General features: G+C 40.0%; 14 protein-coding genes. All 14 read left to right on the top strand.

The features are described from left to right. Window positions 1–56: 56 nt before the first annotated feature. Complete coding sequence (locus Q0192_RS00965) at window positions 57–893, top strand: energy transducer TonB (protein ID WP_299284722.1); 837 nt, start codon at window positions 57–59, stop codon at window positions 891–893. A 222-nt stretch (window positions 894–1,115) separates the two neighbouring features. Then, window positions 1,116–2,027 (top strand): substrate-binding domain-containing protein, encoded by a 912-nt coding sequence (locus Q0192_RS00970; protein WP_299284725.1) that lies wholly within the window; start codon window positions 1,116–1,118, stop codon window positions 2,025–2,027. Between the two features lie 27 nt (window positions 2,028–2,054). Then, a complete protein-coding gene (locus tag Q0192_RS00975) occupies window positions 2,055–3,770 on the top strand; it encodes a tetratricopeptide repeat protein (protein WP_299284728.1) in 1,716 nt (571 codons plus the stop codon). A gap of 72 nt (window positions 3,771–3,842) precedes the next feature. Next, window positions 3,843–4,214: an NADH-quinone oxidoreductase subunit A gene (locus Q0192_RS00980; RefSeq protein ID WP_299284731.1), complete on the top strand. Its 372-nt coding sequence runs from the start codon at window positions 3,843–3,845 to the stop codon at window positions 4,212–4,214. A gap of 265 nt (window positions 4,215–4,479) precedes the next feature. Beyond that, window positions 4,480–5,022, top strand: coding sequence for an NADH-quinone oxidoreductase subunit B (locus Q0192_RS00985; RefSeq protein ID WP_299284733.1), 543 nt, complete (start codon window positions 4,480–4,482; stop codon window positions 5,020–5,022). Next, the gene (locus Q0192_RS00990) at window positions 5,022–5,525 is read left to right on the top strand and encodes an NADH-quinone oxidoreductase subunit C (protein ID WP_299284736.1); all 504 of its coding nucleotides are present in this window, start codon (window positions 5,022–5,024) and stop codon (window positions 5,523–5,525) included. Before Q0192_RS00985 ends, Q0192_RS00990 begins: the two co-directional genes overlap by 1 nt. A gap of 16 nt (window positions 5,526–5,541) precedes the next feature. After that, the gene (locus Q0192_RS00995) at window positions 5,542–6,753 is read left to right on the top strand and encodes an NADH-quinone oxidoreductase subunit D (protein WP_299284739.1); all 1,212 of its coding nucleotides are present in this window, start codon (window positions 5,542–5,544) and stop codon (window positions 6,751–6,753) included. Next, a complete protein-coding gene (locus Q0192_RS01000; protein ID WP_299284742.1) occupies window positions 6,746–7,270 on the top strand; it encodes an NAD(P)H-dependent oxidoreductase subunit E in 525 nt (174 codons plus the stop codon). The genes Q0192_RS00995 and Q0192_RS01000 overlap by 8 nt, the downstream gene beginning before the upstream one ends. A 185-nt stretch (window positions 7,271–7,455) precedes the next feature. After that, complete coding sequence (gene nuoF, locus Q0192_RS01005; RefSeq protein ID WP_299284745.1) at window positions 7,456–8,820, top strand: NADH-quinone oxidoreductase subunit NuoF; 1,365 nt, start codon at window positions 7,456–7,458, stop codon at window positions 8,818–8,820. Between the two features lie 99 nt (window positions 8,821–8,919). Next, the gene (locus Q0192_RS01010; RefSeq protein ID WP_299284748.1) at window positions 8,920–9,924 is read left to right on the top strand and encodes a 2Fe-2S iron-sulfur cluster-binding protein; all 1,005 of its coding nucleotides are present in this window, start codon (window positions 8,920–8,922) and stop codon (window positions 9,922–9,924) included. 17 nt (window positions 9,925–9,941) lie between these two features. Beyond that, entirely contained in the window at window positions 9,942–10,310 is a 369-nt protein-coding gene (locus Q0192_RS01015; protein WP_299284751.1) for a hypothetical protein, read from the top strand. A gap of 7 nt (window positions 10,311–10,317) precedes the next feature. Continuing rightward, window positions 10,318–11,361, top strand: coding sequence for an NADH-quinone oxidoreductase subunit NuoH (nuoH, locus tag Q0192_RS01020; RefSeq protein WP_299284754.1), 1,044 nt, complete (start codon window positions 10,318–10,320; stop codon window positions 11,359–11,361). A 14-nt stretch (window positions 11,362–11,375) separates the two neighbouring features. After that, on the top strand, window positions 11,376–11,873 hold the full coding sequence (locus tag Q0192_RS01025; RefSeq protein ID WP_299284757.1) for an NADH-quinone oxidoreductase subunit I: 498 nt from the start codon (window positions 11,376–11,378) through the stop codon (window positions 11,871–11,873). Between the two features lie 56 nt (window positions 11,874–11,929). After that, window positions 11,930–12,418 (top strand): NADH-quinone oxidoreductase subunit J, encoded by a 489-nt coding sequence (locus Q0192_RS01030; protein WP_299284760.1) that lies wholly within the window; start codon window positions 11,930–11,932, stop codon window positions 12,416–12,418. Window position 12,419: the final 1 nt, after the last annotated feature.

The raw sequence follows: 12,419 nt of genomic DNA on the forward strand, positions 1-12,419 counted from the left end.
TGTAATCAAGATAGAATCAATCAGTTAAAAAAATTAAATCATAAATTTAAACAACCATGGCAAGATTAGATATATTGGATCCGGAATGGATCGAGGTTGTTTTTAGGGGCCGCAATAAGGCTTATGGAGCGTATGTGCTACGTAAGGAAAATGCAAAGACATCAGTACGGGCTTTAATCATTGCCAGTGCTTTATTTGTTTTGGCTATTGCAATGCCTACTATTATCAACAAACTTAAAGGTTTTATCCCTAAGGCAGATGAAAAAGTAAAAATCCAGGATGTTGTGTTAATACCGCCACCGCCGATAGATGCAACTAAACCGCCACCCCCGCCACCTAAAGTGGAGCCGCCAAAACCAAAAGTTGACCAGGTGCGTTTTCCGCCTCCGGTTGTTAAGCCAGATAATGAGGTGAAGGAAAAAGATCCGCCGACGGTAAAGGAACTGGAAGTAAAAGACCCAGGGCAAAAAGATTTGAAAGGCGACCCCAGTGCTGATATCCGTATAGATGAAGCTGTAGGCAAATCGGACATAAAAGAAAAAGTAGTTGAAGAAAATACCAATGCGATTGTAAGTTTCGCGGCAGTTGAAAAATTGCCGGCATTTCCTGGTGGTGAAGGTGCATTTGGTAGTTATCTACAAAAGAACCTTCGTTACCCTCCAGTAGCAAAAGAAAACAATACGCAAGGTCGTGTTATCTTATCTTTTGTGGTAGAAAAAGACGGCAGCTTAACTGATATTAAAGTATTGCGAGATATTGGCGGAGGATGTGGCCAGGAAGCCATACGGGTATTGTCTAAATCGCCACATTGGACACCTGGTATCCAAAACGGAAAGCCAGTTCGTGTTGCTTTTACCATGCCGGTTAACTTTACGCTTTCGTCAGACCAGTAATATTAACATGTTTGACCGATTAAATTTTAAGGAGAAACCGCTCAAAGAGCGGTTTCTCCTTATTTTAGGCTTAACCACATTTGTTTGTTTTGTAAGTTTAGGATTAATGGTTATGTTTTGGGACAAGCTTCCTTTAAACATGAACAATACCCAACGTTACTTATTTGGTGCTGTAATTATTATTTATTCCGTACTTCGATTTTCCAGATATATTACAAGAAAATGAAATCAAGAAATTTAATAAGTTTCAGTTGTACATTACTATTAAGTATAGTTATTGCTTCCTGCAATAATGCAAATACTGCCGACCAATTCACTTCCGGTAGTTATCGTTTTGTGTTTGATGAATCGCTTTCCCCGATATTAGACCAGGAGCTGTACGTTTTTAAATCTATTTATCCAGATGCAAAACCTGATGTTATTTATCAACCTGAAAATAAAATACTGGATTTAATGCTGAATAATAAAGCAAGATTTGCAGTTATGGGACGTACTTTGAATCCAGACGAAGTAAAAGTGTTAAACAACCGAAATTTACCTCCGCAGATTGGGAAAATTGCCGAAGATGCCATTGCTTTAATTGTTGGAAAAAATTCCCCGGATTCATTAATGCTGCTGTCAGAAGTAAAAAGTTTGTTTTTAAGCAATACTAAAACAAGTAAAAACCTCGTTTTTGATAGTCCAAACTCAAGCATTATTAATTACTTAATGAAGTTATCAGGAACGAACCAATTAAAACAAAAAAATGTTTATGCCCTTAAAAATAGCAAGGAAGTGATAAAGTATGTTGCCACGCATCAGGATGCAGTTGGTTTTATCAGTTACAGTTGGTTATTAGAACCAGATACAGATTATGCCAGTGCAGCTCAAAACATTAGCGTTGTTGGTGTAAAGGATGACAACACAAAAAACATAAACAATAGTTATGTTAAACCTTCGCAATCCGCTTTGGCTCTAAACCAATATCCTTTAAAAAGAACAATTTATATAGTAGATTGTACCGGTAAAGTAGGTTTAGGTACAGGTTTTGCTTCCTTTTTACAAAGTGAACGAGGGCAAAAGATAATATTACGGTCAGGTTTATTACCTGATTCTTTGCCCAGAAGGGAAATAAATATTAAAAAGGACTTATAATATAATTTAACCATTAGAATTTTAACTATGAAGATGATCAATAAAGCAGCACTGACCATTTCTGGTTTAGCCATGTTAAGTTCTTCTGTATTTGCCCAAAGTTTAGCCGATGCTAAAAAGGCAATTGATGCAGAACAATACCAAAAGGCCGAATCAATGCTGAAGAACCTTACACAAACCCAAGCCACAAAAGATGAGAACTTTTTTTATCTGGGCTGGGTATATTTAAAAACAAATGAGCCTGATTCTGCAAAAGCTACTTTTACCAAAGGAATCAGTGTAAACCCGAAATCTGCTTTAAATTATGCAGGCTTAGGCGCAGTAGACCGTTTAGATAAAAATGCCACTTCCGCAAAAGCAGATCTGGACAAAGCTGTAGCTGCGATAGACAAAAAGGATTTAGAGCCTTATGTATATATTGGCAAAGCATATTTATTAGAGCCAAACCCGGATGCAAATGCTGCAATTGCAGTTTTGAAAAAAGGTATCGCATCTAACCCTAAAGAAAAAAACCCGGAACTATTTGCTGCTTTAGGCGATGCATATCGTTCTCAACTTAAAAATACGGATGCTTATGACAATTATCAGCAGGCATTGGCGATCAACCCAAAAATGGTAAGTGCCATTGTAGCAACTGGTGTGATTTGGAAACAAGCCAACAACTTTGAAGATTCTGAAAAAGAATACCGTAAGGCATTGGCAATAGACCCAAATTACGGCCCTGCTTATCGGGAATTGGCTGAGACTTATTTACGTTGGGGAAACAATACCAAAAAAGCCGATGCACCGACAAAATATACACAAGCTGTAGATTTTTATAAAAAGTACCTGGATTTAACAGACCGCTCTGTGGCTTCAAGGATGCGTTATGCTGACTTCCTGGTTTATGCGCAGGATTACAAAGGATTAGAGCAAGAGGCAAATGATATTGCTAAAATCGCACCTAAAGACAATTTAAAAGTTTACCGGTATTTGGGTTACGCGGCCTACGAAAACAAAAACTACCAGGCAGGTTTAGATGCTTTGAACAAGTTTATGAGCCAGGCAGATCAAAAACGTATTATTCCTTTGGATTACCTATACCTTGGAAGGTTACAGTTAGCCATTGGCGGACAGGATTCTGCCGCTATTAACAATTTGAGAAAAGCACTTCAATTGGATACTACTCAGGTAGATGCTTACGGCGAGATTGCCAAAACTTTGTATAACCAAAAGAAGTATGTGGAGGCTGGTGATACTTACAAAACGTATATCGCGAAATCTCGTCAGGTAACATTAGGTGATTATTTGAGAGAAGGTGTAAGTTATTACAATGCGTTTAAAGAACAATATTTTAGTACTGCCAAAACAAAACCAGTTCCTGATACGACGTTGCTTGTAAAAGCTGATTCGGCATTTAGCTACATACAGCACCATGCCGCAGCCCCACAAGCTACAGTCGCACTTTATCAGGCAAGGGCAAATGACTTAAAAGAACCAAGCCGTAATACAACTAATGGTTACGCCAAACCATATTATGAGCAATACATTCAGTTGATTAATGCCAAAACCCCTGTTGCTGATGCAGACAAAGTATATTTAGGCGAAGCTTATGCTTATTTAGGAACTTATTACGAGTATAAAGAAAAAGATGCTGCTAAGGCCAGTGAGAACTTTACCAAGGCAAGGGAAAATGACCCAACTAATAAACAGGCAATTGCTTATTTCTCCAAAAAAGGCGGTGGTTCCGCAAAAGGTAAATGATAAAAACAGTATCCATAAAAAAGGCTTCTTGAAAAAGAGGCCTTTTTTATGTTACATTATTATCTTTGCAACATGGAAGCACAAAGTTTACCAGTCAATTATCTGCCAATCATTTTTCAAATGATTGTTGCGCTTGGTTTTGTTTTTACCACCATGCTTGCAACCCATAAATTAGGGCCTAAAAGAAGTACTAAAGACAAGTTAACGCCGTTTGAATCAGGGATTGAAGTGATAGGAAATGCACGTACGCCAGTTTCTATCAAATACTTTTTGGTGGCTATCCTGTTTGTACTGTTTGATGTAGAAGTTATATTTATGTATCCCTGGGCAGTAAATTTTCGGGATTTAGGGTCAGATGGCATGATAGAAATGTTTGTATTTATGGGGACTTTACTGTTAGGCTTTATTTATATTATCAAAAAAAAGGCATTGGACTGGGATTAAAAGTCAGTTTGAAATTTTTTCGATAATAATTCATATGCTTCTTTTACCACATAAAAATCATTGAGGTCTTGTGCTTTTTATACCGAAACAAAATTTAGAGGCATAAAAGAAGCATGATAAATTTTGCGATAAAAATTTAAACCAGTTTTAATAATAGAATTGTTCTAAATAAGTTTATGCTGGTTTAGAAGCTATTGCACAAGAAGTTATTATTGTAAATTTGTACTCGTCTTTTTTGTGAGATGAGTTTTTTGGCATTAAATATATGAGTAATATAAAGGTTGTTGAAGCGCCACCGGGCGTAGAAGGATCAGGATTTTTTGCTACTTCACTGGACCAGGCAATTGGCCTTGCCCGTTCACATTCATTATGGCCCTTACCGTTTGCTACCTCTTGCTGCGGTATAGAGTTTATGGCTACGATGGGTTCGCATTATGATTTGGCCAGGTTTGGTGCCGAAAGATTAAGCTTTTCTCCACGCCAGGCAGATTTATTAATGGTGATGGGAACAATTGCTAAAAAAATGGCGCCAGTTTTACGCCAGGTTTATTTGCAAATGGCCGAGCCACGTTGGGTGATGGCGGTTGGTGCCTGTGCTTCAAGCGGTGGTATTTTTGATACCTATTCTGTATTGCAGGGGATTGATGAAATTATTCCGGTTGATGTTTATGTTCCGGGTTGCCCGCCAAGGCCCGAAGGGATTATTGATGGCTTTATGAACATCCAAAAATTAGTGCAAACAGAAAGCGGCAGAAGAAGGGAAGCACCGGAATACAAAGAACTGCTTGCTAAATACGGGATTCAATAATGGGTAAAATTTCAAACGAAGAAGTAATTAATCAACTCAATTCAAAGTTTGGCGAACAAATTGTTTTGCTTTCAGAACCTTCTGACTTGCCCAATTTTGAAACTTCCCGCGAAAAAATTACTGATGTCCTTTCGTTTTTAAAAACAGATCCTACATTTCAGTTTAATTATTTGACGGACATTACCGCTGTTCATTATCCTGACAAGGAAAAGAAATTTGCAGTTGTTTACCACCTGCATAGTTTTGTCAATAATGTTCGTATCAGGGTTAAAGTTTTTCTTACAGAAGATGACGTCCATATTCCAACGGCAACCAACCTTTGGAATGGTGCCAACTGGATGGAGCGCGAAACATATGATTACTTCGGAATTGAATTTGACGGACACCCGGATTTACGCAGGATTTTAAACGTGGACGATATGACAGTTTTTCCAATGCGAAAAGAGTTCCCATTGGAAGACCCAAACCGCGTAGATAAAAGAGATTATTTTTTTGGAAGATAAAAGGAGCATACAAGGAATGGAAAGTTTTCCTGTTTTTACAAATACCGATGTTCAGGATTCGCCTACAACCTTAAACCTCGGCCCAACCCATCCAGCCACGCATGGCGTTTTCCAAAATGTGTTGCAAATGGATGGTGAAAGAATCGTAAGCGGTGTTTCTACCATCGGCTACATCCATCGCGCTTTTGAAAAGATTGCTGAACACCGGCCTTTTTACCAGATCACACCGCTAACAGACCGGATGAACTACTGTTCATCCCCCATCAACAATATGGGCTGGCACATGACGGTAGAAAAACTGTTAGATATTAAAACGCCAAAACGTGTAGATTACCTTCGCGTAATTGTAATGGAACTGGCCCGGATTGCAGATCACATCATTTGTAACGGCGTTTTAGGTGTTGATACTGGTGCTTTCACCGGCTTTTTGTACATGATGGAATATCGTGAAGCCATTTATGAGATTTATGAAGAAGTTTGCGGTTCGCGATTGACCACCAACATCGGCCGTATCGGCGGTTTTGAACGTGATTTTAACGAGATCGCTTTCCGTAAAATCCGTAAGTTTTTGGTTGATTTCCCGGTTGTGTTAAAAGAATTTGAATCTCTTTTTAACCGCAACCGTATATTTATTGACCGTACGCGTGGTGTTGCGCCTGTTGATGCAGAAACGGCGCTAAGTTACAGTTGGAGCGGACCGATTTTACGTGCAACTGGTGTTGACTACGATGTTCGTGCGATGGAGCCTTACAGTTCTTATGAAGATTTTGATTTTGAAGTCCCGGTTGGCACAAACGGCGATGTTTACAATCGTTTTATGGTTCGTAACGAGGAGATGAAGCAAAGTATGCACATTATTTCCCAGGCTTTAGAAAAACTGGAAAAAGAACCGAAAGGTGTTTTCCATGCTGATGTTCCGGAGTATTACTTGCCTCCAAAACAAGAAGTTTACAACAATATGGAAGCTTTGATCTACCATTTTAAAATTGTGATGGGCGAGGTAAAAACACCGGTAAAAGAAGTATATCACGCAGTGGAAGGCGCAAACGGCGAATTGGGTTTTTATTTAATTAATGATGGCGGCCGTTCCCCTTTTCGTTTACATTTCCGCAGGCCGAGCTTCATCAATTACCAAATGTATGCGCCGATGAGCAAAGGCATGCTTTTATCAGATGCCATCATCAACATGAGTAGTTTAAATATTATTGCAGGAGAATTAGATGCTTAAAATTGAAGAAACAACTGTAGTGCATGATTTTTCTCCGCACCTCTACCAGCAATTTCAGGAAATCGTAAAACGCTACCCGGTTGAAAGTGCAAAAGCGGCATTGTTACCGATTCTGCATGTTGTACAAGCCGAATTCGGATGGTTAAGCGTAGATGCAATGGATAAAGTGGCCGAATATTTAGATATTCAGCCGATTGAAGTATATGAAGTTGCTTCCTTTTATACGATGTACTTCCTTCGTCCGCAAGGAAAATACATGCTGGAGGTTTGTCGGACCGGGCCTTGTTGTTTGGTTGGCGCAGAAAAAATTATGAAATACATCGAACAAAAATTGGGTGTAAAAGAAGGTGATGTAACGCCCGATGGCTTATTTAGCTGGCGCGGCGTAGAATGTTTGGCAGCTTGCGGTTTCGCCCCGGTTTTGCAAATTGGTCCTGAATATACTTTTTATGAAAATTTAACAGAAGCTTCTGTCGATCAGTTAATCAGTGATCTTACAATCAAGGCGAATAATTAAAATGAAAAAATTAAAGTTATTGCGTGTGATGTAGCGTTGATAACTTTACTGATACTGTTTTTATAGACTAAAAATTGGGAGCGATACAATCTAATCATAGGTTTTGAAACAGTGTTAATTCTTTCATTCAGCTTAAAACATCATTTAAAATACTATAAAATAACGGGTAAAATATATTAGCAGTAATGGGTCGCAAATTATTATTAGAACATATAAACGTGCCCAACATCAATACATTTGATGTTTACCGTTCAAAAGGCGGCTACGCGGCTGTTGAAAAAGCATTAAAAACACTTTCTCCGGAAGATATTGTAGAAGAAGTTAAAAAATCGGGTTTGCGTGGCCGTGGCGGTGCCGGTTTTCCAACAGGAATGAAATGGAGTTTTCTGGCTAAACCGGAAGGCAAGCCGCGTTACTTGGTTTGCAACGCGGATGAATCGGAACCGGGAACGTTTAAAGACCGCTTTTTGATGACCAAAATCCCGCATCTTTTGATCGAAGGAATGATCATCGGCAGTTTTGCTTTGGGAGCAAAAACTTCTTACATCTACGTTCGTGGAGAAATGATGCCGCAAATTCGTATTCTGGAAAAAGCAATTGCCGAAGCCAGAAATGCCGGATTTTTAGGCAAAAATATTTTAGGAACAGGTTACGATCTGGAATTATACGTTCAACCTGGTGGCGGTGCGTACATCTGCGGAGAAGAAACAGCGTTAATCGAATCGTTGGAAGGCAAACGCGGAAACCCACGGATTAAACCTCCTTTTCCGGCAATTGCCGGTTTATGGGGTTGCCCAACGGTGGTTAACAATGTAGAATCTATTGCAGCAGTTGTTCCAATCATCCGTGATGGCGGTGAAGAATATGCCAAAATTGGAGTAGGCAGAAGTACAGGAACTAAGTTAATTTCTGCATCCGGAAACTTAGTAAAACCAGGAATTTATGAAATTGAACTGGGCGTTCCGGTTGAAGAATTTATTTATTCCGATGAATATTGCGGCGGAATTGCAAACGGCAAACGTTTAAAAGCAGTTGTTGCAGGCGGTTCTTCTGTTCCGATTCTACCAGCAAATTTGATCAATAAAACCATTAACCAGGAAGCAAGGCTGATGACTTATGAATCCTTATCCGACGGCGGTTTTGCAACCGGCTCAATGATGGGTTCGGGTGGTTTTATTGCTTTTGATGAAGACCAGTGCATCGTTCGGAACACCTGGAATTTTGCGCGTTTTTATCACCACGAAAGCTGCGGGCAATGTTCGCCTTGCCGCGAAGGAACAGGCTGGATGGAAAAAGTGTTGCACCGTTTGGAATACGGGCACGGAAAACTAAGCGATATTGATTTGCTGGTTGACGTTTCTAGAAAAATCGAAGGAAACACCATTTGTCCTTTAGGTGATGCTGCGGCTTGGCCTGTTGCAAGTGCCATCCGTCATTTCCGTGATGAGTTTGAGTGGCATGTAACCGAGCCAAAGTTTTGTTTACAACGCAATTACGGTTTGGCACATTACGCCGATCCGTTGCCAAAACCAGAACCTGTTGCAGTATAAAAAATAGGTGTTAAAAGAAGCATCAGCATAAATGCTTCTTTTACCACATAAAAAATAGAGGCGCAGTTTTTAAGTTTTTATTACTGATTAGAAATCGAAATGTCAGAAATAGTTAAAGTTAGCATAGACGGGATTCCGGTAGAAGTGGCTCCGGGCACTACGATCCTTAATGCCGCAAGGCAAATCGGAGGAGATGTGGTTCCGCCTGCCATGTGCTATTATTCTAAATTAGAAGGCAGCGGCGGAAAATGCCGTACCTGTTTGGTTAAAGTGAGCAAAGGGTCAGAAAAAGACCCGCGGCCGATGCCGAAATTGGTTGCTTCCTGCCGTACAACTGTAATGGATGGCATGGAAGTACAAAACATCACCTCGCCGGAAGTAATTGAAGCGCGAAAAGGCATTGTAGAAATGCTGCTGATCAACCATCCTTTGGATTGTCCGGTTTGCGATCAGGCAGGCGAATGCTCTTTGCAGGATTTAGCTTACGAGCACGGCGCAGCAAAAACACGTTACGAGTTTGAAAGACGTAAGTTTGAACGGGTAGACATCGGCGATAAAATTCAATTGCACATGACGCGCTGTATCTTATGCTACCGTTGCGTTTTTGTGGCCGATCAAATCACCGATCATCGCATCCACGGCATTTTAAACCGCGGCGATCATTCTGAAATCTCCACTTATATTCATCAGGCAGTTGACAATGATTTCTCCGGAAACGTAATTGATGTTTGTCCGGTTGGTGCTTTAACCGATAAAACTTTCCGCTTTAAAAACCGCGTTTGGTTTACCAAACCCGTAGAAGCGCACCGCGATTGCGATAAATGCTGCGGAAAGGTAACGCTTTGGTATAAAGGCGAAGATGTGTTGCGCGTAACCGGCCGCAAAGATGCTTATGGCGAAGTGGAAGAGTTCATCTGCAACACTTGCCGTTTTGAGCAAAAGAAAACAGCAGATTGGGTAATTGAAGGTCCACGCAATGTTTCCAATGATTCTGTCATCAGTTCAAATCATTATGGTTCTTTGAATCTGCCACCTGTTGTAAAGAAAAACCTGGCCTTACAGGAATCTAATAAAGAACAATTAGAACGTTTTACACGACTATAATTTGATTTTTCAAATTCATGAAAAAATACAGTATTATAGTTTTTATTCCTCTTCTAATTGCTTGTAATAAAAAAATGATCGACAAGCAAGATAAAGCTCAGGAATTAGTAAAAAGCTATCTTAACAAGAATTTAGATGATTCAACAAGTTATCAACCTGGAACTTTTAGGAAAATTGATAGTATTACAGAATCTCAATTTAGTGGTGAAAACGTAAACTATGTAAGACATGGAGTACTTCCACCAGACACAACAAATCATAAAGGATTTTACGGCTACACACTTGTGCATGAGTATAGAGCAAAGAATAAATTAGGTGCATTTGTTAAAGAGGACAAGATATTCTATTTAGATACAGGATTAACAAGAGTAATAGTTGTACAATAATTAGACGATGGAATTAGCATTAGTTTTAGAAAAATTTATACTGGTTGCGATCATCTTCGGGATCAGTTTGGTAACTGCCATGTATTCTACTTACGCCGAGCGTAAAGTAGCTGCATTTTTGCAAGACCGCGTTGGCCCGAACCGCGCCGGCCCTTTTGGCATTTTTCAGCCAATGGCTGATGGTGCTAAAATGTTTATGAAGGAAGAGATCATTCCGACACAATCCAGCGGTTTGCTGTTTATTGTCGGGCCTTCACTGGCTATTTTAACGGCTTGTATCGGTTCTGCGGTTATTCCCTGGGGACAAAAACTAACCATTGGTTCGCGCGTAATTGATTTGCAGGTAACTGATATCAACGTTGGAATCCTTTACATTTTCGGAGTGGTTTCTCTGGGCGTTTACGGTATCATGATAGGCGGCTGGGCATCCAACAACAAATATTCTTTATTAGGTGCTATCCGTGCAGCTTCCCAAAACATCAGTTACGAAATTGCGATGGGCTTATCCATCATCGCCTTATTGATGTTAACGGGAACATTAAGTCTGCGACAAATTGCCGAGCAGCAACACGGTTTTTGGTCGAACGGATGGTTTACCTGGAACGTTTTCCGTCAGCCTTTGGGTTTTATCATCTTTATCATTTGTGCTTTTGCAGAGACCAACCGTAGCCCTTTTGATCTGCCGGAATGCGAAACTGAGTTGGTTGGCGGTTATCACACCGAATATTCTTCCATGAAATTGGGTTTTTACCTTTTTGCAGAATACATCAACATGTTCATTTCCTCGGCAGTAATGGCAACCCTTTATTTTGGTGGCTTTAACTTTCCGTTTATGCACCATTTGGGTTTGTCGGAAAACTTGGTTACCATCCTGGGCGTGGTTGCTTTGTTTATCAAGATTATTTTCTTCATCTTCTTTTTTATGTGGGTACGGTGGACAATCCCGCGTTTCCGTTACGATCAATTGATGGATCTGGGTTGGAAAGTTTTAATCCCGCTTGCTATTGCCAACATCGTTTTAACCGGTGTTTTTGCCACAATTTTTAAATAGTTGTCTAAATTAAAATGGAATCATTAACCAATAAAAAGAAAGTCCTCGAAGCAAAACCGCTCAATTTTTGGGAGCGTGCTTACTTGCCTGCCATTGCACAAGGGCTTTCCATCACTATAAAACACTTCTTTAAAAAACCGGTAACCATCCGTTACCCGGAAGAAAAACGCGAATTTTCTGAAAATTACCGTGGCCTGCATTCTTTAAAAAGAGATGAAGAAGGCCGGGAACGTTGCACGGCTTGCGGTTTGTGCGCTTTATCCTGTCCGGCAGAAGCAATCACAATGATTGCAGGCGAACGCCAGCCTGGAGAAGAAAAGCTGTACCGCGAAGAAAAATATGCCGCCGTTTACGAAATTAACATGTTGCGTTGTATTTTCTGCGGTTTGTGTGAAGAAGCCTGCCCAAAAGAAGCGATTTACTTAGACGGAGATATTGTTCCATCTGATTTTTTACGGAAAGATTTTATCTACGGAAAAGACAAATTGGTAGAAGCGCCCTTGAATCAATAGTTTTTATACCTTTGCCCCGGTTTTTGCCCGGAGCAAAGGTATTTTTATTTCAACCTATGAGTCTATTTTACTTCGTCGCATTCTTGTCTGTCTTCTTTTCGCTGCTCGTGATTTTTTCTAAAAATCCGGTTCATAGCGTGCTTTACCTCATTCTCACTTTTTTTACTTTTACCATTCATTATTTTTTGCTGAATGCACAGTTTCTAGGCATCGTTAATTTTATTGTTTACATGGGTGCCATCCTGGTGCTGTTTTTATACACCTTAATGTTGATGAACCTGAATACAGAAACAGAGCCGGTAAAATCAAACCTGTTAAAAATAATTGGCGTGATTGGCGGCGGTTGTTTACTGGTAACGCTAATTGCTTCCTTAAAAATATCCGGTAATACTGAACCGGTTATTTTGCGCGACCCAAACCTCGGTCTGGTAAAAAACCTGGGCAAAGTGCTTTTCCATCAATTTTTATTACCGTTCGAGGTTTCCTCCATCCTGCTGTTATCGGCAATGGTTGGCGCGGTTTTATTAGCTAAAAAAGAATCCTGAT

Source organism: uncultured Mucilaginibacter sp., assembly GCF_937859865.1.
In the GTDB taxonomy this organism is placed as follows: Bacteria; Bacteroidota; Bacteroidia; order Sphingobacteriales; family Sphingobacteriaceae; genus Mucilaginibacter_A.

What these genes read in the sequence shown, in the direction of transcription:
- Q0192_RS00965 (WP_299284722.1), top strand. Translation starts at nt 57, where the DNA reads ATGGCAAGATTAGATATATTGGATCCGGAATGGATCGAGGTTGTTTTT.
- Q0192_RS00970 (WP_299284725.1), top strand. Translation starts at nt 1,116, where the DNA reads ATGAAATCAAGAAATTTAATAAGTTTCAGTTGTACATTACTATTAAGT.
- Q0192_RS00975 (WP_299284728.1), top strand. Translation starts at nt 2,055, where the DNA reads ATGAAGATGATCAATAAAGCAGCACTGACCATTTCTGGTTTAGCCATG.
- Q0192_RS00980 (WP_299284731.1), top strand. Translation starts at nt 3,843, where the DNA reads ATGGAAGCACAAAGTTTACCAGTCAATTATCTGCCAATCATTTTTCAA.
- Q0192_RS00985 (WP_299284733.1), top strand. Translation starts at nt 4,480, where the DNA reads ATGAGTAATATAAAGGTTGTTGAAGCGCCACCGGGCGTAGAAGGATCA.
- Q0192_RS00990 (WP_299284736.1), top strand. Translation starts at nt 5,022, where the DNA reads ATGGGTAAAATTTCAAACGAAGAAGTAATTAATCAACTCAATTCAAAG.
- Q0192_RS00995 (WP_299284739.1), top strand. Translation starts at nt 5,542, where the DNA reads ATGGAAAGTTTTCCTGTTTTTACAAATACCGATGTTCAGGATTCGCCT.
- Q0192_RS01000 (WP_299284742.1), top strand. Translation starts at nt 6,746, where the DNA reads ATGCTTAAAATTGAAGAAACAACTGTAGTGCATGATTTTTCTCCGCAC.
- nuoF (WP_299284745.1), top strand. Translation starts at nt 7,456, where the DNA reads ATGGGTCGCAAATTATTATTAGAACATATAAACGTGCCCAACATCAAT.
- Q0192_RS01010 (WP_299284748.1), top strand. Translation starts at nt 8,920, where the DNA reads ATGTCAGAAATAGTTAAAGTTAGCATAGACGGGATTCCGGTAGAAGTG.
- Q0192_RS01015 (WP_299284751.1), top strand. Translation starts at nt 9,942, where the DNA reads ATGAAAAAATACAGTATTATAGTTTTTATTCCTCTTCTAATTGCTTGT.
- nuoH (WP_299284754.1), top strand. Translation starts at nt 10,318, where the DNA reads ATGGAATTAGCATTAGTTTTAGAAAAATTTATACTGGTTGCGATCATC.
- Q0192_RS01025 (WP_299284757.1), top strand. Translation starts at nt 11,376, where the DNA reads ATGGAATCATTAACCAATAAAAAGAAAGTCCTCGAAGCAAAACCGCTC.
- Q0192_RS01030 (WP_299284760.1), top strand. Translation starts at nt 11,930, where the DNA reads ATGAGTCTATTTTACTTCGTCGCATTCTTGTCTGTCTTCTTTTCGCTG.